Source organism: Brevundimonas sp. (assembly GCF_035561115.1).
Lineage (GTDB): Bacteria > Pseudomonadota > Alphaproteobacteria > Caulobacterales > Caulobacteraceae > Brevundimonas.
Genome location: NZ_DATMYH010000106.1, coordinates 1 through 26,776, shown reverse-complemented (window position 1 = coordinate 26,776; position 26,776 = coordinate 1). Strand labels below are relative to the sequence as shown.

At 69.3% G+C, this 26,776-nt stretch carries 27 protein-coding genes and 1 tRNA gene; 20 read left to right on the top strand and 8 right to left on the bottom strand.

All coding sequences use genetic code 11. The features are described 5' to 3' along the window. The first annotated feature begins 53 nt into the window (after positions 1-53). Complete coding sequence (locus VN378_RS13805; protein WP_325744141.1) at positions 54-1,685, top strand: response regulator; 1,632 nt, start codon at positions 54-56, stop codon at positions 1,683-1,685. On the opposite strand, the gene VN378_RS13800 is transcribed toward VN378_RS13805, so the two are convergent. After that, a complete protein-coding gene (locus VN378_RS13800) occupies positions 1,682-2,719 on the bottom strand; it encodes a ligase-associated DNA damage response exonuclease (protein WP_325744287.1) in 1,038 nt (345 codons plus the stop codon). The genes VN378_RS13805 and VN378_RS13800 overlap by 4 nt on opposite strands. A gap of 83 nt (positions 2,720-2,802) precedes the next feature. Here VN378_RS13800 and VN378_RS13795 point away from each other — a divergent pair, with 83 nt between their 5' ends. The 7 genes from VN378_RS13795 to VN378_RS13765 all read left to right on the top strand — a co-directional run bounded on the left by VN378_RS13795 (position 2,803) and on the right by VN378_RS13765 (position 6,224). Beyond that, positions 2,803-3,276: a PaaI family thioesterase gene (locus tag VN378_RS13795; protein ID WP_325744140.1), complete on the top strand. Its 474-nt coding sequence runs from the start codon at positions 2,803-2,805 to the stop codon at positions 3,274-3,276. Next, positions 3,273-3,671: a PaaI family thioesterase gene (locus VN378_RS13790; RefSeq protein WP_325744139.1), complete on the top strand. Its 399-nt coding sequence runs from the start codon at positions 3,273-3,275 to the stop codon at positions 3,669-3,671. Before VN378_RS13795 ends, VN378_RS13790 begins: the two co-directional genes overlap by 4 nt. A gap of 63 nt (positions 3,672-3,734) precedes the next feature. Beyond that, positions 3,735-4,148: a hypothetical protein gene (locus tag VN378_RS13785; protein ID WP_325744138.1), complete on the top strand. Its 414-nt coding sequence runs from the start codon at positions 3,735-3,737 to the stop codon at positions 4,146-4,148. A 37-nt stretch (positions 4,149-4,185) separates the two neighbouring features. Next, positions 4,186-4,524 (top strand): hypothetical protein, encoded by a 339-nt coding sequence (locus VN378_RS13780; protein ID WP_325744137.1) that lies wholly within the window; start codon positions 4,186-4,188, stop codon positions 4,522-4,524. An 88-nt stretch (positions 4,525-4,612) separates the two neighbouring features. Next, positions 4,613-5,038: a hypothetical protein gene (locus tag VN378_RS13775; protein WP_325744136.1), complete on the top strand. Its 426-nt coding sequence runs from the start codon at positions 4,613-4,615 to the stop codon at positions 5,036-5,038. A gap of 32 nt (positions 5,039-5,070) precedes the next feature. Further along, the gene (locus VN378_RS13770; RefSeq protein ID WP_325744135.1) at positions 5,071-5,499 is read left to right on the top strand and encodes a hypothetical protein; all 429 of its coding nucleotides are present in this window, start codon (positions 5,071-5,073) and stop codon (positions 5,497-5,499) included. 89 nt (positions 5,500-5,588) lie between these two features. Further along, entirely contained in the window at positions 5,589-6,224 is a 636-nt protein-coding gene (locus VN378_RS13765) for a helix-turn-helix transcriptional regulator (RefSeq protein WP_325744134.1), read from the top strand. Positions 6,225-6,319: 95 nt separating this feature from the next. Here the strand turns inward: VN378_RS13765 and VN378_RS13760 are convergent, their stop codons facing one another. From VN378_RS13760 to VN378_RS13750, 3 genes are all read right to left on the bottom strand, one after another. Beyond that, positions 6,320-6,796, bottom strand: a complete 477-nt coding sequence (locus VN378_RS13760) for an SH3 domain-containing protein (protein ID WP_325744133.1) — start codon at positions 6,794-6,796, stop codon at positions 6,320-6,322. 245 nt (positions 6,797-7,041) lie between these two features. Further along, complete coding sequence (locus VN378_RS13755) at positions 7,042-8,712, bottom strand: lysine--tRNA ligase (protein ID WP_325744132.1); 1,671 nt, start codon at positions 8,710-8,712, stop codon at positions 7,042-7,044. A 145-nt stretch (positions 8,713-8,857) separates the two neighbouring features. Next, on the bottom strand, positions 8,858-9,967 hold the full coding sequence (locus tag VN378_RS13750) for a serine hydrolase domain-containing protein (RefSeq protein ID WP_325744131.1): 1,110 nt from the start codon (positions 9,965-9,967) through the stop codon (positions 8,858-8,860). A 77-nt stretch (positions 9,968-10,044) separates the two neighbouring features. On the opposite strand from VN378_RS13750, the gene VN378_RS13745 reads away from it, so the two are divergent. The 4 genes from VN378_RS13745 to tgt are packed head-to-tail and all read left to right on the top strand — an operon-like array spanning position 10,045 to position 13,333. Then, complete coding sequence (locus tag VN378_RS13745; RefSeq protein ID WP_325744130.1) at positions 10,045-10,623, top strand: XRE family transcriptional regulator; 579 nt, start codon at positions 10,045-10,047, stop codon at positions 10,621-10,623. A gap of 55 nt (positions 10,624-10,678) precedes the next feature. Then, positions 10,679-11,776, top strand: a complete 1,098-nt coding sequence (queA, locus tag VN378_RS13740) for a tRNA preQ1(34) S-adenosylmethionine ribosyltransferase-isomerase QueA (protein WP_325744129.1) — start codon at positions 10,679-10,681, stop codon at positions 11,774-11,776. Between the two features lie 10 nt (positions 11,777-11,786). Next, positions 11,787-12,185, top strand: coding sequence for a DUF1801 domain-containing protein (locus VN378_RS13735; protein WP_325744128.1), 399 nt, complete (start codon positions 11,787-11,789; stop codon positions 12,183-12,185). Positions 12,186-12,217: 32 nt separating this feature from the next. Continuing rightward, positions 12,218-13,333, top strand: coding sequence for a tRNA guanosine(34) transglycosylase Tgt (gene tgt / locus VN378_RS13730; protein WP_325744127.1), 1,116 nt, complete (start codon positions 12,218-12,220; stop codon positions 13,331-13,333). Here tgt and VN378_RS13725 read toward each other — a convergent pair. The 3 genes from VN378_RS13725 to VN378_RS13715 form a co-directional block, all read right to left on the bottom strand. Further along, positions 13,330-13,884, bottom strand: coding sequence for a hypothetical protein (locus VN378_RS13725; RefSeq protein ID WP_325744126.1), 555 nt, complete (start codon positions 13,882-13,884; stop codon positions 13,330-13,332). The two genes, tgt and VN378_RS13725, sit on opposite strands and share 4 nt — an antisense overlap. 214 nt (positions 13,885-14,098) lie before the next feature. Then, on the bottom strand, positions 14,099-14,407 hold the full coding sequence (locus VN378_RS13720) for a hypothetical protein (RefSeq protein WP_325744125.1): 309 nt from the start codon (positions 14,405-14,407) through the stop codon (positions 14,099-14,101). A gap of 65 nt (positions 14,408-14,472) precedes the next feature. Next, a tRNA-Lys gene (locus VN378_RS13715) sits at positions 14,473-14,549 on the bottom strand. A 109-nt stretch (positions 14,550-14,658) separates the two neighbouring features. Between VN378_RS13715 and VN378_RS13710 the strand changes: the two genes are divergently transcribed. From VN378_RS13710 to VN378_RS13695, 4 genes are all read left to right on the top strand, one after another. After that, positions 14,659-15,735, top strand: coding sequence for a CaiB/BaiF CoA-transferase family protein (locus tag VN378_RS13710; RefSeq protein ID WP_325744124.1), 1,077 nt, complete (start codon positions 14,659-14,661; stop codon positions 15,733-15,735). Positions 15,736-15,869: 134 nt separating this feature from the next. Further along, on the top strand, positions 15,870-16,130 hold the full coding sequence (locus VN378_RS13705; RefSeq protein ID WP_325744123.1) for a hypothetical protein: 261 nt from the start codon (positions 15,870-15,872) through the stop codon (positions 16,128-16,130). Positions 16,131-16,178: 48 nt separating this feature from the next. Next, positions 16,179-17,969 carry an autotransporter assembly complex family protein gene (locus tag VN378_RS13700; protein ID WP_325744122.1) on the top strand — a complete coding sequence of 597 codons (1,791 nt, stop codon included), beginning with the start codon at positions 16,179-16,181 and terminating at the stop codon, positions 17,967-17,969. Further along, positions 17,966-22,189, top strand: coding sequence for a translocation/assembly module TamB domain-containing protein (locus VN378_RS13695; protein ID WP_325744121.1), 4,224 nt, complete (start codon positions 17,966-17,968; stop codon positions 22,187-22,189). Before VN378_RS13700 ends, VN378_RS13695 begins: the two co-directional genes overlap by 4 nt. A 3-nt stretch (positions 22,190-22,192) precedes the next feature. On the opposite strand, the gene VN378_RS13690 is transcribed toward VN378_RS13695, so the two are convergent. Further along, positions 22,193-22,726, bottom strand: a complete 534-nt coding sequence (locus tag VN378_RS13690; RefSeq protein ID WP_325744120.1) for a hypothetical protein — start codon at positions 22,724-22,726, stop codon at positions 22,193-22,195. Between the two features lie 109 nt (positions 22,727-22,835). Here VN378_RS13690 and VN378_RS13685 point away from each other — a divergent pair, with 109 nt between their 5' ends. The 4 genes from VN378_RS13685 to VN378_RS13670 all read left to right on the top strand — a co-directional run. Beyond that, positions 22,836-24,086, top strand: coding sequence for a hydrolase (locus VN378_RS13685; protein WP_325744119.1), 1,251 nt, complete (start codon positions 22,836-22,838; stop codon positions 24,084-24,086). A gap of 3 nt (positions 24,087-24,089) precedes the next feature. Continuing rightward, a complete protein-coding gene (locus VN378_RS13680; protein ID WP_325744118.1) occupies positions 24,090-25,097 on the top strand; it encodes an arginine N-succinyltransferase in 1,008 nt (335 codons plus the stop codon). Between the two features lie 17 nt (positions 25,098-25,114). Beyond that, complete coding sequence (gene astD, locus VN378_RS13675; protein ID WP_325744286.1) at positions 25,115-26,533, top strand: succinylglutamate-semialdehyde dehydrogenase; 1,419 nt, start codon at positions 25,115-25,117, stop codon at positions 26,531-26,533. Further along, positions 26,530-26,776 (top strand): N-succinylarginine dihydrolase (locus tag VN378_RS13670; RefSeq protein ID WP_325744117.1); only part of this gene is annotated, 247 nt, incomplete at its 3' end. The genes astD and VN378_RS13670, both read left to right, overlap by 4 nt.

Here is a 26,776-nt window from a genome sequence, read left to right as displayed (position 1 = left end):
TGCAAACGCTTGTCGGTCAATGTCTACCGGTGACAGTGGAGTTGTGGCCGGACATGCCGACCATCGAAGTCTTGACCGAGCGCGCCGAGCCCGTCTCGCCGCAGACGCCGGGAAGCGCTGTTTTCTCGCGCTTCGAGCAGGAACCCGACACCCTGGTGATCGCCGTCGTCGAGGCCGGTCGACCGGTCGGCCTGATCGAGCGTAACGACTTCCTGCTCAAGATCGCCGCCCCTTTCGGCCACGCGCTCTACGCCGGACGGCCGGTGGAGCACCTGATGGACGCAGAGCCGGCTGTGGTCGAGGCCGGCGTCAGCATCGACGCCTTCTGCGACATCCTGTTGAAGAGCGGCCCCGGCGCCCTCATGCGGGGCTTCATCGTCACCCGGCGAGGCCGGTACCACGGCGTCGGCACGGCGGTGTCCCTCCTGCAGGCCGTGAACGACCGCCAACGCCGCCAGAACGAAGAACTGGCCGAACAGGCCAGGGCCCTCAGCGACACCCGCAACCAGGCGCTCACCTCCGCCCGGGCCACGAGCCAGTTCCTCGCCATCATGAGCCATGAACTGCGCACGCCGATGAACGGCGTGCTGGCCGTCGCCGAACTGCTGCGCCGCCAGCCGCTGAACAGCCAGGCCCAGGCGCACGTCACCACCATCGTGGACTCGTCTGAAACCCTCCTTCGCATCCTCCAGGACGCCCTGGATCTTTCGCGCGCCGAGGCCGGGGAGCTGGAGCTGCATCCCGAATCGACGCCGCTGCGCGCCCTGATGGACGACGTCCAGGCCCTGTGGGCCCCCCGCGCGTCGCAGGACAACGTCACCCTGATGGTAAGCTATGAGGGCGACACCGAACTGGCGGGGTTCATCGACAGCGTCCGGGTGAAACAGGTCTTCAACAACCTGATCGGCAATGCGCTCAAATTCGCGCGCAACGGGGTGGTCGAGGCGCGGCTGAAGGCCGTGGCCAGGGGCGACCGCATCCGGCTGGAGGCGCGGGTCCGCGACGATGGTCCAGGCGTCGATCCCGACCGCATCGACGAGATTTTCGATCCGTTCGTCCATGGGTCCGGCCCCGACGGCGCCGGCCTCGGCCTCGCCATATGCCGTCAGATCGTCGACCGGATGGATGGACGCATCCGGGCGGAAAACAATCCCGGCCGCGGTGCGACCTTCGCCTTCGACATTGAGGTCGAGCGCAGCGAGGTCGAGGCGGCGGCTCCCTCCAACGTCGAAAGCATCGGGGACGGCGACCTTATGACCAATCCCCACATCCTGATCGTCGATGACAACGCCACCAACCGGGTTGTGGCCCAGGCGCTGTGCGAGATGTTCGGTTGCACCTCCGAAACCGCCGGGGACGGCGTCGAGGCGCTGGAAGCCGTGCAGGAACGCCGGTTCGATCTGGTCCTGATGGATATCAAGATGCCCCGCATGGACGGGGTTCAGGCGACCCTGGCGATCCGCGCCCTCGAGGGGCCTGCAAGCGCCCTGCCGATCGTCGCCCTGACCGCCAACGCCGATCCGGACGACGCCCGGAAATACGTGGAAATCGGCATGGCCGCCGTGGTCGAGAAGCCGATCAAGCCGGAACGCCTGCGCATGGCCATGAACCTGGCCCTCGAACAGGCCGCCGCTGCTGCGAGAGCCGGGGCGGACCCCGCCCCGGCGGCCCGTTCGGTCGCCTAGCCGCCGTCGCCGTCGACCGATCCGGCCTCGTCGTCTTCTTCCTCGTAGCCGACCAGACGCAGCGCCCTCGCCGCCTGATCGTTCAGTTCGCACCAGCGCAACAGACCTTCCTCGCGCCCGTGTGTGATCCACACCTCTTCCGGTCTCAGCTCGGTGAAGGTTGCAATCAGCTCCGGCCAGTCTGCGTGATCCGACAGCACCAGCGGCAGTTCCACCCCTCGTTGGCGCGCGCGGGCCCTGACCAGCATCCAGCCCGAGGCGAAGGCCAGCACCGGGTCGGCGAAGCGTCGCGCCCACCGGTCCTGGGTCGCCGACGGCGGCGCGATCACCACCTCGCCGCCCAACGCATTGGGCTTCAGCCCGGTGGCGGGCAGGATCGGCCCCAGATCGACGCCCTCGCGCTCGTACAGACGATTCAGGCGTTCCAGCGCCCCGTGAACATAGATCGGCCGCTCCCAGCCCGCTTCGCGCAACAGCCGGATGACCCGCTGGGCCTTGCCCAGGGCATAGGCGCCGACCAGATGCGCCCGCTCGGGAAACTGGCGCAGGGACTGGACCAGCCGGCCGATCTCCTCGCCGTCGGGCGGATGGGTGAAGACCGGCAGGCCGAAGGTGGCCTCCGAGATGAAGACATTGCACGGCACGGGCTCGAACGGCGCGCAGGTCGGATCGCGGCGCCGCTTGTAGTCGCCGGAGACGACCATGGTGATCCCCTTCCAGCGTATCGCCGCCTGGGCCGAGCCCAGGACATGGCCGGCGGGTTCCAGGGTGATCCCGACGCCGTTGTGGGACGCAGTCTCGCCATAGGCGACTCCCTGCCGGCGTCCGGCGAAATCCTCCCCGTACCGTTCGGCCATGATGGCCAGGGTCTGCGGCGTCGCCAGCACCGTTCCGTGTCCCGAACGCGCATGGTCGGCGTGGCCGTGCGTGATCACGGCCCGATCCACCGGCTGAACCGGGTCGACATGGAAGTCGCCCGGGGGGCAATAGAGGCCCGCCGGCGTCGGCCTCAGCAGGTCTTCGAAGCGGATCATGAAGGGCATATGGCGGTCATGGCGCACCTGACAACGCGCCCGACGGACTTGCGCTCATTTCGCGCCCGACCCAGAAACGGACCATGACCTCCTCGATCCTTGACCTCCTGCCCCAGTTGGCCGGCGGCGCCGCCCACACCCACGCCCTCGGCTTCGTCTACGACGGCGTGGACGGGGATCGCGTCCGCATTCGCGTGCCATGGCGCGAGGACCTCGTCGGCGACCCCGAGACCGGCGTGCTGGCGGGCGGGCTGGTCACCACCCTGCTGGACCACGTCGGAGGTCTGGCGACCTGGGTCGCGCTCGGCCGCTTCGAGACGATCGCCACCCTGGACCTGCGTGTCGACTACATGCGCGCCGCCGAAACCCGTCGGGATCTGATCGCCGAGGCGCGCTGCTATCGCCTGACCCGGTCGGTCGCCTTCGTCCGCGCCTGGGCGTTCGAGGACACCGCCGAGGATCCCGTCGCGGCGGTTCAGAGCGCCTATATGCTGGGCTCCGGCGAAGGACGGGGTCCGGGCGTCAATCTCCGGGCTGCGGGGGAGACGCCGCGATGAGCGATCTTCTGGACCGCCTGCCCTACGCCCGGTTTCTCGGCTTGACGACCGAAAGCGAAGGCGACGATCTGACCGTGACCATGCCGTTCGCAGAGCGGCTGATCGGCAATCCGATCCTCCCGGCGCTTCACGGCGGCGCCACCGCAGCCCTGCTGGAACTGACGGCGGTGGCCCAGGTCGCCGCCCTCTATCCGCGACTGCGCCTGCCCCGCCCCATCAACGTCAGCGTGGCCTATCTGCGTTCAGGACGGCCGATGAACGTCCACGCCAGCGCCCGGATCAGCCGCGCGGGCCGCCGGGTCGCGCACGTCCTGGCCGAGGCCTGGCAGGACGACCGCGCCCAGCCCATCGCCGCACTGACCGCACACTTCCTACTTGCGGTAGACGACCTGTAGTTGTCTTCTAGCGGACCTCGTGATCGGCTTCCCCCGTGACGTTCCGGTCACGGGAGGAAGATCATGACCAGACAATCCATCGGTGAAACCCTGGCCGTCCGGCTCTATGCGGCCGAAACCGCCATCGATCTGGCGCTTGCCGAGACGGCGACGCTGGCGGCGATGCTGCCGTCGGCGCGGGCGGACGCCTACCTCTCCGCCGTGACCGGCCAGCGCGCCTTCGACGGGGCCGCGGGGGCCGTCAGCGCCCTGTCGGCGGCCCGCTCCCACATGGTCCAGACCCACACGGCCCTCGCCGCCCTGGCGCGCAAGCTGGGCCTCGACGCCCTGGCCGTCGGTCCGATCGACAAGCCCGGCGACACGCCGCCCATCGGGGGTGGCGGCGGGGATGGGCCGGGCGTTCATCAGGATATGGTAAACAAAGCCCTGACAGACACGGTCAACAAAACCCTACCGTACACAGCCGAGCTGTGTTAAGGTTTTGTTGACCTAGTTTTCTCCAGTGGGGGCCTTTGTGACCAAAACCGAAATCATCGCCAGCGTCGCCAGCGACCTGGACGCCGCCGAAATGTCTGTCGATGCGGCCATCGCTCGCGCCACCACCTTGGTGCAGGCTATGATTGGTGCTCGTTCTGCACTTGAGCTTTCGCCAGTGGCCTGCGCCGGTTCACAGGCCAAGGCTCTCGAAGCCATCGCCTCGCTCGCCGCCGCGCGCCAAGCCATGGTCGAGTGCCACAAGGAACTCGCCAAGGACCACCGCCGCCTGGGCTACGGCGTCTACGCCGAGGGCTGGAAGCCCAAGGGCGAGGATCAAGAGCGCCCCACCGAAGGTCGGATCCTCCGCGCAGTTTAATTCGACGTAATGTCCGCTACCGATCATTCACGCGGTCGCTGACTTCAGGCATTCTCGCCCCCACGCAAAATGGCGTGGGGGCGATTCTGTGTTCGACAACATCTACGTACAGGTCGGCCTCGCCGTCACAGTTCTCGTGGTTGCCTTCGCCTTCGTGAAGGGCGACGAGCCGGAACGCATCGCCGGCGCCATCTTTGTTCTGGTCGTGGTGGCCTCGCTGGTGACTCCTGATTCCGGCCCCGCCGCGCGATGGGGTCCGATTGGTTGGGATTTGATTCTGGCAGCCGTGTTCGGCGGCCTCGCCTGGCACAGCCGCCGCACCTGGCTGATCTGGGCCTTGGCCTTCCAGAGTCTGATCGTCACCGGCCACATTCTGGTGCTGGCGGACATCCGCCCCCCGGGCGACGCCTTCGCCGCCGTCAACAACATGGCCAACTACGGCCTGCTGATCTCGCTCGCCGTCGGCACCTTCTGGGCCTGGCAGGAACGCCGGGCGGCCGGACTGGAAACCTGAGCCGCCGGACCGGTCAGCGAGAGGCGAAGTGATTGTTTGACACCCTGTACGCCCGGATCGGCGCCGGCGTCGCCACACTGGTCATCGCCTTCGCCTTCCTGAAGGGCGACGAGCCCGAGCGCGTCGGCGCCGGCGCCTATGCCCTGGGTCTTCTGGCGTCACTGCTGCTCCAGGACGACAGCCGGCTGTCCGGCTCCCAGTGGGGCGTGATGACGATCGACACGATCATGCTGGGCGTCTACGCGGCCCTCGCCTGGAAGAGCCGGCGGTCATGGCCGGTCTGGGCCACAGGATTGCAGGCCCTGGTCGTCATGAGCCACGTTCTGACCCTCTTTGACCTGCGCCCGCCCCTCGCCGCATTCTACGCCGTCATCAATATGGCCAGCTACGGAATCCTGCTGGTCATAGCGGTCGGCACGTTCTGGGCATGGCGGGACCGGCGCGCGGCGGGGCTGGAATAGGCGGCGGCCCGCCGTCGCCATAGGTGGATATTCCTAATCCCCTGCCGTAAACTCCGCCCGAATCGGCCATCCGGCCCCGATGAGGCGCCATGCCCCTGTCCCATGCCCAGTTGTGGAAGGCGATCGACGGCCTGGCCCGGCGCGAGGGCCTGAGCGCCTCCGGACTGGCGCTGCGGGCCGGTCTGGACGCCACCAGCTTCAACCCGTCCAAGCGGTTCGGCGCCGGAGATCCGCCCCGCCCGCGCTGGCCCTCGACCGAGAGCCTGACGCGGATCCTGCAGGCGACCGGCCTGTCGCTGGGCGATTTCGCGACCCTGGCGATGGACGCGCCGGAACGGGCCCCGACTGCCCCCCTTCTGGGCATGGCCCGGGCGGGCGAGGACGGCTTTTTCGACGATGCGGGCCTGCCGGCGGGCGACGGCTGGGAGCAGACCGAGCTGCCGCAGCCGAAAGACACCCTGTTCAGCCTCCGCATTGACGGGGATTCCATGGCGCCCCTCTATCGCGAAGGCGACCGGGTGCTGGTCGATCGCGACGCGACCCGGGTCCGCAAGGGCGATCGCGTCGTGGTCCGGACCACGTCCGGAGAGACCCTGGCCAAGGAACTGGCGGCGATCACGGCGCGATCAGTGACCCTGTCGTCGATCAACCCCGCCTATGAACCCCGCACCCTGCCCCGGCGCGACATCGTCTGGATGGGCCGGGTGCTGTGGGTCAGCCAGTAGGCGCTCAGGCAGCGAGCCGCCGCGCGGCGAGCGATACCGTCCAACAAAAAAGGCCGCCCCTTCCGAGGCGGCCTTCGATGTCTCTGCGTCGCGCCCTAGTAGGCGGTGACGTAGTTGGCGTTCACCCAGCCGCCGCCGGCGATCTGGACCCATTCGCCCTGCGAGCCGATGACGGCGAAGGGCTGGCCGGCGCGCAGCGAGCCCGCCTGACGGTAGTTGGTGCCCGGACCCGAGCGGATGCGCAGGTTCGAGGTGGCGCGGTACTGGGCGCCGCTGCTGGCTTCCGAGCCGACCCGGGCGCGCTGCTGGTTGCAGCCGATGTAGGAGCCGGCGGCGGCGCCGGCGCCCGCGCCGACCACGGCGCCGAGCGTGCGTTCATTGCTCGACACCTGGCTGCCGGCCAGGCCGCCGATGACCGCGCCGATGAGAGCGCCGGTGCGCTGACGGCCGCCGGGGGCGTCGCAGTTGGTGATGCCGTTGGCCTGCTGGGCCATCGAGGCGGTCGGGACCGCGGTCACCAGGGCCGCCAGGGCGGCGGCGGTGGCCAAGGTGGTGTTCATGATCTTCGACATGGCTCTCTCCATTCATCGAGGTTGGTCGATGTCAGGCACAATGCGCTGGTCCGGATGAAGGCTCCCGGAGCCGCGCCGTTATCTTCGGTTCATGTTCGTTACCGGACATTTTTGGCGCTGACGCGATGCGCGCGGCGCATCGCTGCCTGACCGCGGGCGCGCGCGAAGCGCCAGGCCGCGTCGAGTCGGGACCCGAAGGGCGGCGCGCAGCAGTCAGGTCCCGAAGGGCCGACGACCGCGGCCCACTAGGATGCGAGTTCGCCGTTCGCGCCGGTCTCGATCAGCCGGATCGTCTGCGGCAGGCCGTAGATCGCGGCGAACGAGCCGAACCGCGGCCCCTGCGACGCGCCCAGCAGCACCTCGTACAGCGCCCCGAACCAGCTGCGCAGCGGCTCGAAGGCGTGTTCCTTGCCCACCGCATACACCTCTGCCTGGATCAGCTCGCCGTCGGTCGTGTCCGCCGGCAGGGCTTTCAGCCGCCCCGCCAGGTCGAGCAGCGCCGCCTTCTCCCTGTCGTCGGGCAGGCGATAGGACTTCGTCGGCTTCACGAAGTCCTCGTAATAGTTCAGCGCCCGCTCCATCAGCTGGTCCAGCAGCGGCTCGTTCTGCGGCGTCGCTTCGGGCAGGTATCTGGCGAAATAGGCCCACAGCTGGTCCTTGTTGGACGCATTTGCCACGCCCACCAGGTTCAGCAGCAGGGCGAACGAGACGGGCGAGGTGTGGGTCGGCGGCGCGCCCGAATGGATCGACCAGACGGCGTTGTCGATCCGCTTGGGGGGCTCCTGGGTCTTGTACGCCTCGATGGCCGCCAGATAATCGTCGATCGCGCGCGGAATGACGTTGAAATGCAGGCTCTTGGCCGATTTCGGCGACTGGAACATGTACCAGCTCAGGGACTCCGGCGTGCCGTAGCGGAGCCATTCGTCCATGGTCAGGCCGTTGCCCCTGGACTTGGAGATCTTCTTGCCCTCGATGTCGAGGAAGAGCTCGAAATTGAACCCCTCCGGCGGAACGCCGCCCAGGGCGCGACAGATCTTGCCGCTCTCGCGCACGCTCTCGATCAGGTCCTTGCCCGACATCTCGTAGTCGACGTCCAGCGCCGTCCAGCGCATGGCCCAGTCCGGCTTCCACTGCAGCTTCACATGGCCGCCGGTGACCGGAACCTCGGTGCGGCCGCCGGCCGGGTCGTCGAAGACGATCGTCCCCTTGGCGACGTTGCGCTCCAGCGTCGGGACCTGCAGCACATGGCCGGTGACCGGACTGACCGGCAGGAAGGGCGAATAGGTGGCGCGCCGCTCCTCGCCCAGGGTCGGCAGCATGATGGCCTGAACGGCATCGAACCGCTCCAGCAGGGTCAGAAGGGTCGCGTCGAACCGTCCCGACCTGTACTGCTCGGTCGAGGACAGGAATTCGTATTCGAAGCCGAACCCGTCGAGGAAGGCGCGCAGGCGGGCGTTGTTGTGCGCCCCGAAGCTGTCGTGCGTCCCGAATGGATCGCGCACCACGGTCAGCGGCTTGTGCAGATCCTCGGCCAGCATCTCCGGATTGGGAATGCCCTCCGGAACCTTGCGCAGCCCGTCCATGTCGTCGCTGAAGGCGATCAGCCGCGTCGTCCAGTGGTCGCCCGTCAGCGCCCGGAAGGCGTTGCGCACCATGGTGGTGCGCGCCACCTCGCCGAAGGTGCCCATATGCGGCAGGCCGGACGGGCCGTAGCCGGTCTCGAAGATCACCGGCTTCTGCAGGGCCTCGAACGTCGCCAGCGCCTCGTCCGCCTTGCCGGCGTCGATCAGCAGCTTCGCCGCGGTCCGCTCGGCGTCGTCCAACCGCTTCTTCAGCACATGGGCCAGAAGATTGCGGGCCTGTTCGAACGGCCAGGACTTGGCCTCGCGCGCGAGGGTTTCGAGGTTCTGCAGCATGGGGCGGGGTTTGGCGGTTAGGTGAGCCAGCGTCAACTTTCAGACCCGATTTCGCTTCCCTGTTGATTCCAATGCCGCCAATGGCCTTTGCGCCGCCTGATGAAGACCGCCGATTCGACTTCGACCCGCCCGGACGGCCGGCGGTTCAGTTCGCCGGCGGGTCGCTGTCGATCAGCCGGTCGGCGATCCGCCGGGCGAAGACGTCCAGGTCCACGGCGTTGGTGTTGGACAGCAGCACGATCGTCACGCTCCGCTCGCGCAGGCGATACAGCACGCCCGTCGCCCCCATGACGCTGCCCGGCCGTTGCGCGACATGCCAGGTGCGGCCGCCGCGCTCGAAGCTGTAGCTCCACACGCTGAGACCGTAGTCGTCGAGCCCCGGCGTCAACAGCTGGTCCAGCGACGCCGGCTTCAACAGTCGGCCGCCGTAAAGCGCGTCGGCGAAGACGGCGAGGTCCGCGGCGGTCGAATACATGGCCCCGCTCGCCGACCAGTTCTCGAAATAGACCGGCATGTCCGTGACCAGGGTCCGGGTGTCGTCCCGGAAGGTGTAGGTCGGCGCCAGCCGCTCCACGATGGCGTCCCAGCGCGCCACGCCTGTGTCCGCAAGCGCCAGCGGCGCCAGGATACGCTCCGACAGGACCTGCTCCCAGGGTTTGCCGGTGACGCCTTCGATGACCGCTCCGAGAAGGATGTAGTCCGCATTATTGTAGTTGAACGCCGCGCCAGGTTCCGTGGCCAGGGCGCCCGTACAGCAATTCGCCAGCAGGGCCGCGGGCGTCATCGGGCGCTGATAGTGCGGGATGCCGTTGGCGAAGGCCTCTTGATAGCTGCTCACCGTGTCGAGCTGCCCGAGACCCGAGGTGTGGTTCAACAATTGGCGCAGGGTGACCCGCGCGCCCGCTTCGCCCGGCAGGTCCGGCAGATGACGACCCACCGTGTCATCGATGTTGAGCCGCCCCTCGTCCTGCAACTGCAGGATCAGCACCGCGGTGAACAGCTTGGTGATGGAGGCGATGCGGAACCGGGTGTCGTCCGTCGTCGGCACGGCGAAGGCCCTGTTGGCCTGTCCGTAGGCGCCGTGAAACACAAGCGCGCCGTTCTCCTCCACCCGAATGACGCCCTGCAGGTCATTCTCGACGGCGTAGGCGTTGATGAAACCGGCAAGATCCGCCGGCGGCGCGGGCTGCGCCCGCGCGACGGCCGCCCAGCCCATCGCCAGCAGGGCGAGTACGATCGCAGCATACCGTTTCATGACTGCTCCGTCTCGGGGCGCTTCGGCCCTCTGGTGCTTGCCGGGCCCCAAGCTGGGCAATATAGTTCACTTTTCTTATGGGCAGTATATTGCACAGTCAAGACCCGCTGGCCCGACCCGACGTCCTCGCCCATGTCGGCGAGAACCTGCGACGGCTTCGAGCCTTGCGGAGCCTCAGTCAGACCGAACTTTCAAATCGTTCGGGCACCAGTCGGCGCATGATCGGCGCCATGGAGGGCAATGACGCCAACGTCAGCCTTTCCACCCTCGACCGCCTGGCCGCCGCCCTGGATGTCAGCCTGACCGAACTGGTTCGTCCGCCCGACGCCGCCGACAACCGCCGCATCAACACCGTCGCATGGCGAGGCGCGACGCCGGAAAGTTCGGGCGTCCTGCTGGGCTCCGCGCCCGCAACGCGGGAGGCCGAACTATGGATCTGGTCCCTCGCCGAAGGCGAACGCTACCCCTCCGAGGCCGACTCCCACAACTGGCACGAGATGTTGGCGGTGATCGAGGGCGTACTCGTCATCGAGGGCGCCGAGGAGAAGCACAGTCTGGCCGCCGGAGACTTTCTGATCTTCTCCAGCGCCCGCCCCTATGTCTTCGCCAATGGCGGCGAAGGTCCGGTCCGCTTCATCCGCAACGTCGTGCTGTGAGCCGCTGGCGGCAAGGGTTGACCCGCCCCCTCCCCCATGGCCTTTGCGCCGCCTGATGAAGACCGCCGATTTCGACTTCGACCTGCCCGAGGACCGCATCGCGCTTCGCCCCGCCGAGCCGCGCGATTCCGCGCGCCTGCTGGTGGTCCGCGACGGCGCGCTCGAGGACCGGATCATCCGCGATCTGCCCGGCTTCCTGAAAGCCGGCGACGCCCTGGTCTTCAACGACACGCGCGTCATCCCCGCCCGCCTGTCGGGCGTCCGCCAGCGTATCGGGGCCGAGGGCGAAACCCTGACGGTCGACGTCGAGGCCACCCTGCATCATCGCGACGCGCCTGACGTCTGGTCCGCCTTCATGAAGCCCGGCAAGCGCATCAGGCCCGGCGACCGCATCCGCTTCGGCGCGGGAGCCGACGGCGCCTGCCTCCTCGGCCGGCTCGACGCCACCGTGGTCGACAAGGGCGAGGACGGCCTTGTCGCGCTGCGTTTCGACCTCGCCGGACCGATGCTGGATGAGGCCATCCGCGACGTCGGCGTCATGCCCCTGCCCCCCTATATCGCGGCGAAGCGGCCCGAGGACGACCGCGACCGGTTGGACTACCAGACCATGTTCGCCCATTGGGACGGCTCGGTCGCCGCCCCGACGGCGGGCCTGCATTTCACCCCGGCCCTGCTGGATGCGATCCGCGCCCGCGGCGTCTCGACCCATGCGGTGACCCTGCACGTGGGGGCCGGCACCTTTCTCCCGGTCAAGGCCGACGACACCGCCGACCATAAAATGCACAGCGAATGGGGCGAGGTTTCCGCCGAAACCGCCGCAGCGTTGAACGCCGTCCGCGCCGCCGACGGCCGCATCGTCTGCGTCGGCACCACCTCCCTGCGGCTGCTGGAAAGCGCCACGACCAGCGACGGCGAGATTCGCCCCTTCCACGGCGACACGGCCATCTTCATCACCCCCGGCTACCGCTTCCGCGCCGCCGATGTGCTGATGACCAATTTTCACCTGCCGAAGTCGACCCTGTTCATGCTGGTGTCCGCCTTCGCCGGGCTGGAGACGATGAAGGCGGCCTATGCCCACGCCATCGCCCACGGCTATCGCTTCTATTCCTACGGCGACGGGTCCCTGCTGTTCCGCGCCCCCGCGGTCCGGTAGGTTCGGGGCGATGACGCAGATCTTCCGGCTTCCCTCCGCCGTCCGGCGCGACCCCGATGTCGAGGCCTGGTTCACGGCGGGCGACGAAATCCGCCGCCTCGCCGCGCCGTGGTTCGCCCGGATGCGCGCGTGCGGGCCGGATGTGCGGGAGATCCTGCATGACGGCTGTCCCACCGCCTGTGTCGGCGACGCCGCCTTCGGATACGTCGGCGCCTTCAGCGCCCATGCGAACGTCGGCTTCTTCCACGGCGCGTCCCTGGACGACCCCGCGGGCCTGCTTGAAGGCTCGGGCAAGCGGATGCGGCACGTGAAGCTGCGCTGGGGTCATCCGGTCGACACCCCGGCCCTGGAGACCCTGATAGCGGCGGCCTATCGGGATATTCTGTCGCGCCTCGCCTCCTCCAACTGAGCCTTGCCGGTTCGTAACCCCCGCGAGGCCCCATGCCCTTTCCCTTTGATATCTCCGCCACCGAAGGCCGCGCCCGAACCGGGGTGCTGAGAACCCCGCGCGGCGACATCCGCACGCCCGCCTTCATGCCCGTCGGCACCGCCGCCACGGTCAAGGCCATGACGGTCGACCAGGTGCAGCAGACCGGCGCCGACATCATCCTGGGCAACACCTACCACCTGATGCTTCGCCCCGGCCCCGAGCGGATGGAACGGCTGGGCGGCCTGCACAAATTCATGGGCTGGAACAAGCCCATCCTGACCGACAGCGGCGGCTTCCAGGTCATGTCCCTGGCCGGCATATCGAAGGTGAAGGAGGACGCCGTCACCTTCGCCAGCCATATCGACGGGTCCAGACATGTCCTCTCGCCTGAACGCTCGATCGAGATCCAGGCCGACCGCATCGGCGCCGACATCTCCATGCAGCTGGACCAGTGCGTCTCCTGGCCGGCCGAAGAGCCCGCCGCCCGCGCCGCCATGGAGCTGTCGGCCCGCTGGGGCGCGCGCTCGAAGGCCGCCTTCGGGACCCGCGAGACCCAGGCCCTGTTCGGCATCCAGCAGGGTTCGACCTTCGAGTACCTGCGCCGCGAGTCCTCGGACCGGCTGATCGAGACCGGCTTCGACGGCTACGCCATCGGCGGCCTCGCCGTCGGCGAGGGCCATCAGGCCATGTGCGAGGTGCTGGACTACGCCCCCGACATGCTGCCCGCCGATCGTCCGCGCTATCTGATGGGAGTCGGCAAGCCGGTCGATCTGGTGGAGGCGGTCTGGCGCGGCGTCGACATGTTCGACTGCGTCCTGCCCACCCGCGCCGGCCGCCACGGTCAGGCCTGGACCTGGGAAGGGCCGATCAACCTCAGGAACGCCCGCTTCGCCGAAGATCAGGACCCTCTGGACCCGACCCTTGATTGCCCCGCTTCGTCTCAATATTCAAAAGCTTATCTGCATCATCTGATCCGGGCTGACGAGATTCTCGGCAAGGTCCTGTTGAGCTGGCACAACATCGCCTTCTTCCAGGCGCTGACGGCGGCGATGCGGGCCGCGATCGCCGAAAGCCGGTTCGAGGCCTTCCGCCGCGACTTCCACGCCCGCCATACGTCCAACGGCTAGCGCTGGCTGCGGCCCCGTGGCCGGAACCAGGCCGGCGCGGCGGGCGGCGGGCAGTTCCGCTGCATCCCCGTCCCCTTCAGGAACGCGCGCCGCATGCGTCCCGCCTGGATCGCGGACTGGACGTGGCGGCTGTGCTGCTCCGCGCCCGAGAGTTGCCGGATCCAGCTGCGGCCGGGAATGAAGTCCGTCGTGGCGTCCCGGATCGTGTCGAGCGCCGCCCCGGCCGCCGCATCCGCTGCGCGCTCGCTCAGGAACGAGCCATCCGGCGAGGGTGGCTCGTCGGTGTCGGCCCCCAGCGCCTCGTTCAGGCGTGCGATCTCGGAGCCGATGGTCGCGCACTGGTTCAGGTTGCGCAGGTCATAGGGGTTGGCCTCGGCCTGCAGCAGGACGGTCGGGATATGCTGCCGTCGCAGGTTCAGATCGTCGAGCGGCGCGGTAGCCGCGGCCCCCAGGCCCGCTCCGAACTGGCGCGCGCCGTCCATCGCCGACCCGCCCGCCTGGCATCCGGCGAGGGCCGTGGCGATCGCGAGAATGGGGATGATCTGGCGCATGCCGTGTTCAACCACGCCCGGCGGCGCGGCGAAAGCCGTCTCTCCCCGGCGTGCCGGTCGGAATAGCCACTATCCGGCGTCGATCATCCAGGCAGGGTTCGCCCAGGATCGAGTTGTTCAGGCCTGGCTCGCCCGGCAGCGGCGCCGACACGACTTCACGTACCGCCGGCGAAGTGTGCAGGAAATGCCGCGCGCGCCGCCCCGGGCCGTAGCATCAACGCCCGTCGGCGGAACCTGACCTGAGACGTTCCTTGTTGCCGGCGATCGTCTTCGGCCCCTGATCCGACATCGCCTCGGTTCGGCCCGGGCGATTGCGATGGTTGCTGCCGGACTGGACGTCGTCGGCGGCGAGCGCCTCGCCCTCGTCCATATAATCGGCGACCTCGCCCGCGGCGGGAGGCGCCAGGGACGAATCGGCGACGTCGGGGGCGGCGTAGCTGCGCGGCTCGCTCCGGGGCGCGACCGGGTCGGCGGCTGCATTCCGGGCGGCGGCCCTGGAGGAATCGGCGTTCTGGTGGGGCATGGCGAACTCTCCTTCGGTGTCTGACGACAACCGGGAGCGGCCCTGCCTTGTTCCCGAAAAGAAGGTGGTACGCCCTCTCGGGCTCGAACCGAGGACCCTCTGATTAAAAGTCAGATGCTCTAACCAACTGAGCTAAGGGCGCATACCGCGCCGGTCGCGTTCGCGGGCCGGCGAGGCGCCTTCTCTTGCAATCCGGCCTCCGGGTCAAGCGCCGGGTCGACGGATAGAGGACGGCGGGCTAGGCATCGGCCATGAAACCCTTGTCCGGCCTGCGCATCATCGAATTCGACGGGCTGGGCCCGGTGACCTTCGCCGGCATGGTTCTGGCCGACCTCGGCGCCGAGGTGCTTCGCCTGACCCGCAGCACCGGCGCCCCGGTCTTCGCCGATGTCGGCGGCGAGATTCTGCATCGCGGCCGGTCGCCCGTCGCCGTCAATCTGAAAGACGCCGAAGATCACGCACGCGTCCTGGAGCTGATCGCCGCGGCGGATGGGGTGATCGAGGGCTTCCGGCCCGGCGTCATGGAACGGCTGGGTCTCGGACCGGAGGTCTGCGCCGGCCGCAATCCGCGACTGGTCTACGGCCGCGTCACCGGCTGGGGCCAGACGGGACCCAAGGCGGCCGAGGTCGGACACGACATCAACTATATCGCCCTCAGCGGGGCGCTCCACGCCATGGGAGAGCCCGATCGTCCGCCCCGACCGCCGCTGAACCTGATCGGCGACTACGGCGGCGGGGCCATGATGCTGGTCATGGGCATGCTGGCGGGCCTGATCGAAGCGCAGCGTACGGGGACGGGCCGGGTGGTGGACGCCGCCATGACGGACGGGTCGGCCCTGCTGATGAGTCTGTTCCATGCACTCAGGGCGCGCGGTCTCTGGAGCGATGCGCGTGGCGCCAATCTGCTGGACGGCGGCGCCCCCTTCTATCGCTGCTTCGCCTGCCGGGACGGCCGGTTCGTCGCCGTCGGGGCGCTGGAGCCGCAGTTCTACCGCGCCCTGCTGGCCGGTCTGAACCTGAACGAAGCGGAGGCCCCCCAGTACGACACGGGCGGCTGGCCGGCCCTGCACGCCCGGCTTGAGGCGATTTTCGCGACCAGGGACCGCGACGACTGGGCGGCGCTGTTCGAGGGGACGGACGCCTGCGTCACCCCTGTCCTGTCGCTCGCTGAAGCGCCGCGCCATCCGCACAACGCCGCCCGCAGCACGTTCGGCGCATCAGGCCGGCCCGAACCCGCCCCGGCTCCGAGATTCGCCGGATCGGATCCCGGCCCTGAACCGGCGGGAGCGGCCCTGTCCCTCGATCAGGCCGTGGCGCGCTGGCGTTGATCGGCCGCCCTTGAACAGGCCGGACCCCCGGCTGCAAAATTTGCTCTCCCGTGGGTGACCATCCGCCCGTTCAAGGCTATGGAACGTGCGAACCGGTCGCGCGTTGGAAGGCCGATCCGGGGGAGACGCCATTCATGAAACGACTGATCGCCTGTCTGGTCCTGACCAGCGCCCTCGCCGCCGCGGCCTGCGACGACCCGCAGGAATCGAACGAGCCTGAAACCGCAGACGCCGCGATGGAAGAGCCCGTCGCGCCGGCCGCCGAGGACGCGGGCGTTCCGGTCGCTGCGCCCAGCGCCGTCGATACGCCGCCGGCGGACTCGACCACGCTCCCACCCGAGAAGCGGTCTTCCGAAGAGTCGGTCAAACCCGAGAGCGAAACCCTCTTCTACTGATCCGCCCGCTGATCGGCGGCGGCCGGCCGCCCTGACGAAAGTTCCAGTTTGACGCCAAGGCACGCCCTGTTTCTCGTCAGCACGGCGGGTTTCGCTCTTCTCGCGTCCACCGCCCATGCAGACCCGCGTGCGCAGATCCGGGGCGAGATGGACGCGGAACTTCGCGAACAGCTCGTCCGTGCCGTCGGCGAGGTCGACGCGCCGCCCTCGAACCGGTTCGAGGCCCGACGCCGCGCGCGGCGCGCCCTGGAGTCCGCCGAGGCCCTGCTGAGATCCGAGGGCTATTATCAGCCGGTGCTGGAGGACGTGGTCGAGGGCGAGGAAAGCCCCGTCGCCATCGTCAACGTCACGCCCGGGCGACGGTTCATGCTGACGGATCCCCGCGTGCAGTGGACCGCTCCCGCGCCCGACGCCGAATCGGAAACCGCCGCGCTCGCCGAGGTCGCGGTCAAACCGGATCAGGCCGGGCGCGCGGGCGACGTTCTGGCCGCCGAGGGCCGGGTCGTCGCCGTCCTCACCCGCCGCGGCTATGCGGACGCCGCCGCCGAGCCCCGGCGCGTCGTCGTCGACCATGCGACCTTCACCGTCCAGCCCAACTACCGGATCTCGCCCGGCGCCCTGGTGCGTCTGGACGGGGTGCGGCTGGAGACGCGCGGCCCCACCAATCCCGCCTGGGTGACGGCCCTCGCCCCCTGGGCCGAAGGCGACGTCTACGACCCCGAGGACGTGGCCGAGCTCGAGCGCCGGCTGCTGGAGACGGGCGTCTACGACGGGGTGGGCGTGGCCCTGGCGCCGCGCGACCAGAGCCTGGCCAGCGGCTATCGTCCCATTGTGGTCACCCTGACCGACCGGCCGCGCCGGATTCTCGAGGCGGGCGCGACCTTCTCGACGGCCGAAGGATCGGGCCTCGATCTGATCTGGACCTGGCACAACCGGTTCGGACGCGCCGACACCGTGGTCTGGCAGGCCCGCGCGGCCGATGTCGACAGCCGCTTGGGAGTCAATCTCAGCCTGCCGCACTGGCGACGCCCGGGCGAGACGCTGAAGCTGTCCGTCGCCCTGCTCAACGAGGATACGGACGCCTATCGCCGCACGGCCCTGGCCATTGCCGCCGACCTGCAGCAGCGCCTCGGCAAGACCTCCTGGATCAGCTACGGCGTCGGCCTCGACGCAGGCAAATACGATGAGAACCGGTTCGATCCGGTCACCCGGCTGCCGGTCAATTTCGACCGCGACCTGGTCATCCTGACCGGCCGCGCCAGCGCCTATCTGGACCGGTCGAACGATCCGCTCGATCCGACGACCGGCTGGCGCCTCTCGGCCTGGGCCCAGCCCACGGCCGTGTCGGGCGAGGACACGACCGTCTTCCTGCGCACCGAGGCCCAGGTCACCGCCTATCTGCCGCTTCAGGACAATGCGAAGACCGTCCTGGCCGGGCGCGCCCGCCTCGGCTCCATCGTCGGCGGCGACGAACTGACCATCCCCTCCGACCGCCTGTTCTATTCCGGCGGCGGCGGCTCGGTGCGCGGCTTCGAATACCAGGGCGTGGGACCGCGCCTGCCTGACAACACCCCCCGCGGCGGCCTGAGCCTGGTCGAGGCCTCGGTCGAGATTCGTCGCGACGTCTGGCGCAATTTCCAGGCCGTGGCCTTCGTGGACGCCGGCGCGATCGGTTTCCGGGAGACGCCCGACTTCGGCAACCTTCGCTACGGGGCCGGCTTCGGCGTCCGCTACAAGCTGCCGTTCGGACCGATCCGGGCCGACATCGCCTTCCCGCTGGACCGCCGCGACGGCGACGCCGACTTCCAGGTCTACGTCAGCATCGGACAGGCGTTTTGACCGACGCCCCGCCGCCCCCGGAAACGCCTGACACGCCCGCCGAAACGGCGAAGAAGAAGCGCACGCGCCTGCAGGCCATCGCCTTCTTCGGCGGCATGGGCGCGGCCATCCTCGCCGCCCTTCTGATCGTCGGCCTCGTCGGCGGGCGAATGTATCTGCTGTCGGACCCGGGGCGGGATCTGGTCACCAGTTTCGTGGCCGGCAAGAAGCTGGGCCGCTACGGCCGGATCAACGTCGAGGGCGTGCGCGGCGATCTGTTCGACGATTTCACCATCGACCGCGTCACCGTCACTGACGCCAGGGGCGTCTGGCTGGACGCCCGCAAGGTCCGCGTCGACTGGAACTGGTGGCCGCTGATGGCGCGCCGCTTCCACGCCACCAACGTCGAGGCCCAGGTTATCCGCCTGATCCGCCGTCCCGAACTCGAACCCACGACCGAGCCGCCGGGACCGCAGCCCCTGTCGGTCGACATCGACCGCTTCTCGGCCGACGTCGAACTGCTGGAAGGCTTCAGCCGCGAGTACGGCCGCTGGCGGCTGTCGGGCGAGGCCGACGTGCCGCGCAAGGGCCAGAAGAAGGCGATCGTGAACGCCGCCAGCAACAGCCGTCCCGGCGACTATCTGCGCGTCAACGCCACGATCGGGGCGGAGATCGCCGATCTGCGCCTGAATCTGCGCGCCAATGAGGCCCAGGGCGGTCCCATCGCCGGAGCCCTGGGCTATTCCCCCGACCAGCCCTTCTTCGCCACCGCCGTGGTCAACGGCTCGGTCGTCGACGCCATTGTGCGAACGGGTGATTTCGTGCCGCTGGTGATCAAGGGGCGGTACGGAAAAAACCGGGCCCGGATCTCCGGTTTCGCCGATTTTTCCGGGTCGGATCTGCTGACGCCGTTCGCCGAGCGGATCGGCCGCACGGTCCGGTTCGGCTTCGCCACCTCGCCCGACAGCGACAACGACGGCCTGCACGGCGTCGGCTGGCGGCTGATCGCCGACAATCTGAACGCCCGCGCCAGCGGCGACCTCCGGCTCAGCGACCGCAGCAGCCCCGGCGGCATCCGGCTGGACGTCTCGACGCCGTCCCTGACCCGGCTCATCGGCCAGCGCGCGGCCGGTCCGGCGGCCTACAAGGGAGTGTTCAGGGGCGACGCCTCTTCCTGGACCCTGACGGGTTCGGCGGACCTCCTGGGGGCCGAGGTGTCCAGCTACCGGGCCCGACGCATTCATGGCCCCCTGAACGCCCGGATGCGTCTCGGACGCCTTGATCTGGACGGCGACATCCGGGCCGCCGGCGGCTCCACCGCCGGCATCGTCGGCGGCCTTCTGGGCAGCCAGCCACGGGTCTCCTTCCAGGCGGCCCGACTGGCGGACGGCGCCATCCTGCTGGAGCGGGTTCAGGCGACGGGCCAGGCGCTGACCCTTTCGGGTACGGGCGGACGCAGCCTGACGGGCGGCCTGGGGTTCCGGGGCCGGGCCGAGATCACTGACGTTTCCCGCCTCCGGAAGGGCGCGCGCGGCGCGTTTGGCGGACCGGTTACGGCGTCGATGGCCCGCACGGGCCAGCCGTGGCGCATCACCTTCGACGCCCGCGGCCGCCGGCTGGCGACCGGGATGGCCGAACTGGACCGGCTCCTCGGGGCCGCGCCCCGGCTCCAGGCGACGGGCGCCCTCAACGGCGGACGAATCGAGGTCGAGCGGGCGTTGCTGACCGGCGCCCAGGGGACGGCGGGCGCTCGCGGCCTGATCGAAAGCGACGGGCGTATGCGGCTGGCCCTGACCTGGGACGCCCGCGGGCCCTTCGGCGTCGGCCCGGTGGCCATCGACGGGGCGATGACCGGCAAAGGGGCGCTGACGGGCACGCTGGCCCGGCCCCGCGCCGATCTGACGGCCCAGTTCGGCAAGCTGAGCGCCGGAGCGCTGGTCCTGACCGATGCGGACATGGTGTTGAGCTTCCGGCGGGGCGCGGACGCCTCGGACGGCCGCATCGCCCTGACCGCCGGTTCGAACTACGGACCGGCGCGGGCCAGCGGCAACTTCTTCCTCGGCGGCGACCGCATCCGTCTGACGGACGTGGATCTGAACGCGGGCGGCGTCACGGCCCAGGGGGCGATCGCCCTGTCGAACAGCTTCCCCTCCAGCGCTGACCTGACCTTCACCGCTCGCCCCGGCGCCTTCCTCGCCACCGGGACCGCCGACGGCCGGGTGCGCCTGACCGACGGCGAGGGCGCTGAGACGGCGATCCTAGATGTGACAGGCCGCAATGTCCGTCTGGCTGGATCCACCTGGACGATCCGGACGCTCGACCTGAACGGCCGCGGGACCCTGTCGCGCCTGCCCTTCACGCTGAGAACCGACATCGGCGGCGCGACGCCGGTCTCGTTCGATGGAACCGGCGTCTATTCCCGCGACGCCGGCGCACAGTCGGTGGTGCTGGAAGGATCCGGCAGGGTCCGCGAGATCGCCTTCACCACCCGCAATCCCGCCGTTCTCGCCCTGTCGGGAGACGGACGCGTCGCGCGAGTCGATCTTGGCATCGGGGGCGGCGTCCTGCTGGGCGAACTGCGCCAGGATTCCCGCGCCGCCATAATCGAGGCCAATCTGACCAGCGTCGACCTGGGCACGGCGGTCCGCGACATGCGCGGATCGGTGACCGGACGGCTCTCGTTGCGAGGAGCCGGCGACGACCTGTCGGGCTCTGCCAACCTGGCGCTCGAGGACATCCGCAGCATCGACGCGCCGCGCGGTCTGGCGGTCGATGGCACGCTGAACGCGATTCTGGTCAACGACAGTCTGCGGGTCCAGGCCCAGGCCAACGACGGCGACGCCGTCCGGGCCACGGCGGATCTCACCCTGCCCGTCGAGTCTTCGGCCGTTCCCCTGCGTCTGGCCATCGCGCGGACGCGCGAAATGTCCGGCGACATCTCCATCCAGGGTCAGATCCAGCCGATCTGGGACCTGCTGGCCGGCGGGGAACGATCTCTTTCGGGGCAGGTGAACGCCCGCGCCAGCCTGGCGGGCTCGCTGGCCGCGCCGCGAATCAACGGACGGTTCGACCTGCAACAGGGGACCTTCCGCGACAGCGCCACGGGCGTGCGGCTGGAAAACGTCGTCCTGGCCAGCCGTTTCGACGACACCACGGGCCTGATCGAGACCTTCAACGCCGTGGACGGGGCCGGAGGCTCGGTTTCAGGCAGCGGACGCATAGGCCTGCGTCAAGGGTCCGGCTCCAGCTTCCAGCTGCTGCTGAACCGGTTCCGGATTATCGACAACGACATCGCCGACGCGAAGGCGTCCGGTCTTCTGACGGTGACGCGCGGCGCGGACGGGAACATCACCCTGACGGGCGAGATGGATATCGACGAGGCCCGCATCGAGGCCAATCCGCCCGGTTCAAACGGCATCGTCCGCATGGATGTGGTCGAGATCAACAAGCCGGGCGGAGACGTCCCCGAAGAGGAGCAGAACCGCCAGCGGGGCCTTCAGTTCGGGCTTAACGTCGGCCTGCGCTCGCCGGACGGCGACGTGCGCGTGATCGGTCGCGGTCTGAACGTGGAGATGAACGTCGACGCCCGGGTCACCGGCACCATCAGCCGACCGATCCTCAGCGGCACGGCGCGGGTCGTGCGCGGCGACTACGACTTCGCCGGCAAGCGGTTCGTGTTCGATCAGCGCGGCTCCGTCAGCCTGTCGACCAACCCCGAACTCATCCGGCTGGATCTGACCGCCACCCGCGACGACCCGGCGTTGACCGCCACCATCCGCGTCACGGGAACCGCGGCCCGGCCCGAGATCGCCCTGACCTCGACGCCCGCCCTGCCCCAGGACGAAATCCTGTCCCAGGTCCTGTTCGGGCGATCGGCCTCGCAGCTGTCGGCGTTCGAGGCCGCCCAGCTGGCGGCCGGCGTCGCGGCCCTGGCGGGCGGCGGCGGCTTCGACGTGATCGGAAACCTGCGCGAACTGGCGGGCCTGGACCGGCTGTCGTTCGGGGGCGAGGCGTCGGGCCTGACGGTCGCCGGGGGACGCTACATCAACGACGATGTCTATCTGGAGATCATCGGCGGCGGCGAGAACGGCGCGGCCGTGAACGTCGAATGGCAGGTGCGCCGCAACCTGACCGTCAGCTCGAAATTCGGGGGACAGGGCGAGGCCAGTCTGTCGATCCGCTGGCGCCGCCAGTCCCGGCAGCCGGGCGCCGGTCGCGAGGACCGGCGCCCGAACCGCTAGGAATCAGTAGGTCTGGGCGGCGTCGAAACGCAGCTTGTCCAGCTTCCGTGCGCCGCGGATGCCGTTGATGTGCATCAGCAGCTGAACGGCCATGACGATGAAGCCGCCCCAGACCTGCCACATCGGGGCCTGGACGGTTTCCGGCATGCCGGCCTGCCCCGCCATCGCCAGGCTCAGCAGCCCGGACACCAGGCCGAAGGCGACCAGGATGGCGAAGATGATCGGGATGACGATGTTCGGCTTGGTCCATTGGACGAACCCAAGGATCGCCTGGATCACGACAAGGCCGACCGACATCCACAGCGCGGTCTGCGCCATGGCGCCAGCCATGCCGGCGGCTTCCGGGTTCTGGGCCGAGGCCTGGGCCACAGCCGCTTCCATGACCGCCTGACCGGCGGTCATCAGATAGATCACCCCGACAATGCCCCAGAGCACGCCGAGGAATATGGCGAGCGCGCTGGCCCTCGCCGCGTCGATCGCCTCGCTTTCGGTGGTGATCGGCGCCGTCGGATTCAACGCCCGGATCAGGTCAGTCATGTGGTGTTCCTCCCTTAAAGATGAGTCAGCCTAGCGTGCGCGTCCATCGGTGGAAACCGGCACGCCGTCGCCTTCACCTTTGCCGTCCGCCCGGCTAGGGTCCGCCCGCATGCGAATTCAGCCCTCCGATCAACTCGTGCTCGACCATGTCGCGGCGCGCGAGGCCGCTATCATCGGCCGCGCGGTCGACTGGTCAAACATAAGCTCGGGCAGCCGCAACACCGGCGGACTGGTCATGATGCTGGACAGGCTGGAGGCCGAAATCGCGCGTCTGCCCGCCGAGGCTCAGCGAATCGCGACCGGGCCCTCCACCTCGGTCGGCGACGACGGCGCGGTGCGGACGGAGGCCCACGCCGACGCGCTGAAGGTCGTCGCTCGGCCCGATGCGCCGATCCAGATCGTCCTCACCGGCCACTACGACACCGTCTTCCCGGCAGGCAGCGGCTTCCAGACCGTCTCCGTCCGGTCCGACGGTGCGCTGAACGGTCCCGGCATCGCCGACATGAAGGGCGGGATCAGCGTCATGCTGGCGGCGCTGGAGGCCTTCGAGACCCACCCGGAGCGCGAGCGCGTCGGCTGGACCGTCCTGCTTTCGCCGGACGAGGAGATCGGCTCGCCCGCCTCCGCACCCCTGCTGGCTGAGCTCGGCGCGCGCGGCCACATCGGCATGACCTATGAGCCCGCCCTCGCCGACGGCACGCTCGCTGGCGCGCGCAAGGGCAGCGGCAACTACCATCTGATCGTCAGCGGCAAGGCCGCCCACGCCGGCCGCGCCTTCCATGAAGGCGCCAACGCCGTCGCCGGCGCCGCCATCCTCGCCGCCCGGCTGCACGCCCTGAACGGCCTGCGCGAGGGCGTCACCGTCAATGTGGCGAAGATATCCGGCGGCGGAGCCCTGAACGTGGTGGCCGACAACGCCGTGGTCCGGTTCAACGTCCGCGTGCCGGACAAGGCCGCGTCGGAGTGGATCGAGGCCGCCGTGCGCGAGATCGCCGCCGATCCCCCCCTCCCCGGCCTGACCCTGCAGCTGCACGGCGGCATGACCCGCGCGCCCAAGCCGATGGACGCGTCCCAGACGGCCCTGTTCGAGGCCGTGCGCGACACGGGCGCCCTGCTGGGTCAGACCTTGGCCTGGAAGCCGTCGGGCGGGGTCTGCGAGGGCAACAACCTGCACGCCGCCGGCCTGCCCAATGTCGACACCCTGGGCGTGCTGGGCGGCGACATTCACTCGGACCAGGAGTTCGCCTGGCCCGCCAGCTTCGTCGATCGCGCCCAGCTCAGCGCCCTGATCCTGTGCCGGATCGCCTCGGGCGAGATCGACGCCCTGAAACTGAAATCCCTGCGTCTGGAGACGATGTAACCCATGCTCGTCGTCCGACCCGCCGCGCCCGCCGACCTCGACCATCTGCTGGAGCTGGCCATCCTCAGCGGACCCGGCTTCACCAGCCTGCCCGAGGATCCGGACCAGCTGGCCGAACGGCTGGATCTCAGCCGCGACAGCTTCTCCGGCAAACTGGCGCCGGAGGAGCGCTGGTACACCCTGATGCTGGAGGAATCCGATACCGGCGACGTCGACGGCATCGGCTCGGTCAAGGCCGCCGTCGGCCTGCACCGGCCCTTCTTCTCGTTCCGGGTGGTGACCAACACCCAGTCCTCGCCCTCGCTGGGCATCAAGCTGGAGCAGAAAACCCTCGTCCTGGTCAATGAATGCACCGGCTGGACCGAGGTCGGCTCCCTCTTCCTCAAGGCCGACCGGCGCAAGGGCGGCGCGGGCCGCCTGCTCAGCCAGTCGCGCTACATGCTGATCGGCGCCGAGCCCGAACTGTTCAACGAGAACGTCCTGGCCGAACTGCGCGGCGTCTTCACCCCGGACGGCGCCTGCCCCTTCTGGGATCATGTGGCGCACAAATTCTTCCCCATGGAGTTCGACGAGGCCGACCGCATGACCGGTTCGACGGACAAGCAGTTCATCCTCGACCTGGCCCCGCGCCACCCGATCTACATCGACCTGTTGCCCGAGCCCGCCCGCGCCGTGATCGGCAAGGTCCATCCGCAGGGTGTGCCCGCCATGGCCCTGCTGGAGAGCGAGGGCTTCCGGCCCAACGGCCTGATCGACATCTTCGACGCCGGGCCCACGGTGGCCTGCGGCCGCGACAACATCCGCACCGTCCGCGACGCCCGCCGCCTGACCGTCGCCGTCGCCGCCGAGGTCGAGGCCGAACTGCCCGCCCTGATCTCGACCGACAGCGTCACCGCCTTCCGCGCCGTCCGCCAGCGTGCCTATATCGAGGGCGACACCGCCACCCTGACCGCCGAAGCGGCCGACGCGCTGAAGGTCAGCGCGGGCGATACAGTGCGGGTAAAAACCTGAGCCACCATCTGATGACCATGACCCCTTTCAAATCGATCGACCCCGCCACCGGCGAAACCGTCTGGGAGGGCGCCGCCGCCTCTCCCGCCGAGGTCCAGGCCGCCGCCGACCGGGCCCGCGCCGCCTTCCCCGACTGGGCCGACCGCCCGCGTCAGGACCGCATCGACGCCGTCAAACGCTATCAGGCCGTGCTCAAGGATCGCGCCCCGCAGATGGCCGAGGCGATCAGCCGCGAGACCGGCAAGGCCCTGTGGGAAACCACGGCCGAACTGGCCGCCATGGCCGGCAAGGTCGATATCTCGATCCGCGCCTATGACGAGCGCACCGGCGAGCGCACCGCCGACACCGCCTTCGGCCATGCGACCCTGCGCCACCGCCCGCACGGTGTCGCCGCCGTGCTCGGACCGTTCAACTTCCCCGGCCACCTGCCCAACGGCCATATCGTCCCGGCCCTGCTGGCCGGCGACACCGTCGTCTTCAAGCCGTCGGAAGAGACCCCCCTGATCGGCCAGCTGATGTCCGATGCCTTCGAGGCGGCCGACCTGCCGGCGGGTGTGGTCAATGTGGTCCAGGGCGGGCGCGACACGGGCGCGGCCCTGCTGGACGCCGGCATCGACGCCCTGATGTTCACCGGCTCCGGCGCAGCCGGCGCCCATTTCCGGCGCAAATTCGCTGACGACCCGCACGTCATCCTGGCGCTGGAGCTGGGCGGCAACAATCCGCTGGTCGTCTGGGACGCCGCCGACGCCGCGGCCGTGGCCGGCATCGTCGTCCAGTCCGCCTTCGTCACCACCGGCCAGCGCTGCTCCTGCGCGCGCCGCCTGATCATTCCTGAAGGCCCGCGGGGCGACGCCGTCATCGAGGCCGTGATCGCCCTGACCCACCGGCTGATCATCGGCCGCTGGAACAGCGATCCGGAGCCCTACATGGGGTCGCTGATCTCCGCCCGCGCGGCCGATACCGTGCTCGGCCAGGCTGCGGATCGCTGCAACGCCGGGGCCCGGGTTCTCATGACCTTCGGCCATCTCGACATCGAGAGCGAGGCCTTCGTCCTTCCCGGGATCATCGACACCACGGGCGTGGAGGTCCCGGATGAGGAAATCTTCGGCCCCATCCTGCAGGTCCGGCGCGTCGGCAGCTTCGACGCCGCCATCGCCGAAGCCAACAACACCCGCTACGGCCTGTCCGCCGGTCTTGTCAGCGACGATCCCGCCAACTGGGAGCGCTTCATCCGCCGCATCCGCGCCGGCGTGGTCAACTTCAACCGCCCGACCACCGGCGCCGCCGGCGACATGCCCTTCGGCGGCCTCGGCGCGAGCGGCAACCATCGGCCCAGCGCCTACTATGCGGCCGACTATTGCGCCTATCCGGTGGCCAGTTTCGAAGCCGGCTCGGTGAAGAACATCGAAGGCGAGATCAAGGGCTTGCTGCCGTGACCTCGGCTGTCGAGGCAAACGCCGACGGCCTGATCGGTCCGACCCATTCCTATGCCGGCCTGTCCCCCGGCAACCTCGCCTCCAGCCTCAACGCCGGCGAGGCGTCGAACCCGCGCGCGGCCGTGCTGCAGGGTCTCGACAAGATGAAGCGGCTGGCCGACCTCGGCCTGCCCCAGTTCGTCCTGCCGCCGCACGAGCGCCCCGACATCCCCTTCCTGCGCAGCCTCGGCTTCACCGGCTCCG

What these genes read in the sequence shown, in the direction of transcription:
- VN378_RS13805 (WP_325744141.1), top strand. Translation starts at nt 54, where the DNA reads ATGCCGACCATCGAAGTCTTGACCGAGCGCGCCGAGCCCGTCTCGCCG.
- VN378_RS13800 (WP_325744287.1), bottom strand. Translation starts at nt 2,719, where the DNA reads ATGATCCGCTTCGAAGACCTGCTGAGGCCGACGCCGGCGGGCCTCTAT.
- VN378_RS13795 (WP_325744140.1), top strand. Translation starts at nt 2,803, where the DNA reads ATGACCTCCTCGATCCTTGACCTCCTGCCCCAGTTGGCCGGCGGCGCC.
- VN378_RS13790 (WP_325744139.1), top strand. Translation starts at nt 3,273, where the DNA reads ATGAGCGATCTTCTGGACCGCCTGCCCTACGCCCGGTTTCTCGGCTTG.
- VN378_RS13785 (WP_325744138.1), top strand. Translation starts at nt 3,735, where the DNA reads ATGACCAGACAATCCATCGGTGAAACCCTGGCCGTCCGGCTCTATGCG.
- VN378_RS13765 (WP_325744134.1), top strand. Translation starts at nt 5,589, where the DNA reads ATGCCCCTGTCCCATGCCCAGTTGTGGAAGGCGATCGACGGCCTGGCC.
- VN378_RS13760 (WP_325744133.1), bottom strand. Translation starts at nt 6,796, where the DNA reads ATGTCGAAGATCATGAACACCACCTTGGCCACCGCCGCCGCCCTGGCG.
- VN378_RS13755 (WP_325744132.1), bottom strand. Translation starts at nt 8,712, where the DNA reads ATGCTGCAGAACCTCGAAACCCTCGCGCGCGAGGCCAAGTCCTGGCCG.
- VN378_RS13750 (WP_325744131.1), bottom strand. Translation starts at nt 9,967, where the DNA reads ATGAAACGGTATGCTGCGATCGTACTCGCCCTGCTGGCGATGGGCTGG.
- VN378_RS13745 (WP_325744130.1), top strand. Translation starts at nt 10,045, where the DNA reads ATGGGCAGTATATTGCACAGTCAAGACCCGCTGGCCCGACCCGACGTC.
- queA (WP_325744129.1), top strand. Translation starts at nt 10,679, where the DNA reads ATGAAGACCGCCGATTTCGACTTCGACCTGCCCGAGGACCGCATCGCG.
- VN378_RS13735 (WP_325744128.1), top strand. Translation starts at nt 11,787, where the DNA reads ATGACGCAGATCTTCCGGCTTCCCTCCGCCGTCCGGCGCGACCCCGAT.
- tgt (WP_325744127.1), top strand. Translation starts at nt 12,218, where the DNA reads ATGCCCTTTCCCTTTGATATCTCCGCCACCGAAGGCCGCGCCCGAACC.
- VN378_RS13725 (WP_325744126.1), bottom strand. Translation starts at nt 13,884, where the DNA reads ATGCGCCAGATCATCCCCATTCTCGCGATCGCCACGGCCCTCGCCGGA.
- VN378_RS13720 (WP_325744125.1), bottom strand. Translation starts at nt 14,407, where the DNA reads ATGCCCCACCAGAACGCCGATTCCTCCAGGGCCGCCGCCCGGAATGCA.
- VN378_RS13710 (WP_325744124.1), top strand. Translation starts at nt 14,659, where the DNA reads ATGAAACCCTTGTCCGGCCTGCGCATCATCGAATTCGACGGGCTGGGC.
- VN378_RS13705 (WP_325744123.1), top strand. Translation starts at nt 15,870, where the DNA reads ATGAAACGACTGATCGCCTGTCTGGTCCTGACCAGCGCCCTCGCCGCC.
- VN378_RS13690 (WP_325744120.1), bottom strand. Translation starts at nt 22,726, where the DNA reads ATGACTGACCTGATCCGGGCGTTGAATCCGACGGCGCCGATCACCACC.
- VN378_RS13685 (WP_325744119.1), top strand. Translation starts at nt 22,836, where the DNA reads ATGCGAATTCAGCCCTCCGATCAACTCGTGCTCGACCATGTCGCGGCG.
- VN378_RS13680 (WP_325744118.1), top strand. Translation starts at nt 24,090, where the DNA reads ATGCTCGTCGTCCGACCCGCCGCGCCCGCCGACCTCGACCATCTGCTG.
- astD (WP_325744286.1), top strand. Translation starts at nt 25,115, where the DNA reads ATGACCCCTTTCAAATCGATCGACCCCGCCACCGGCGAAACCGTCTGG.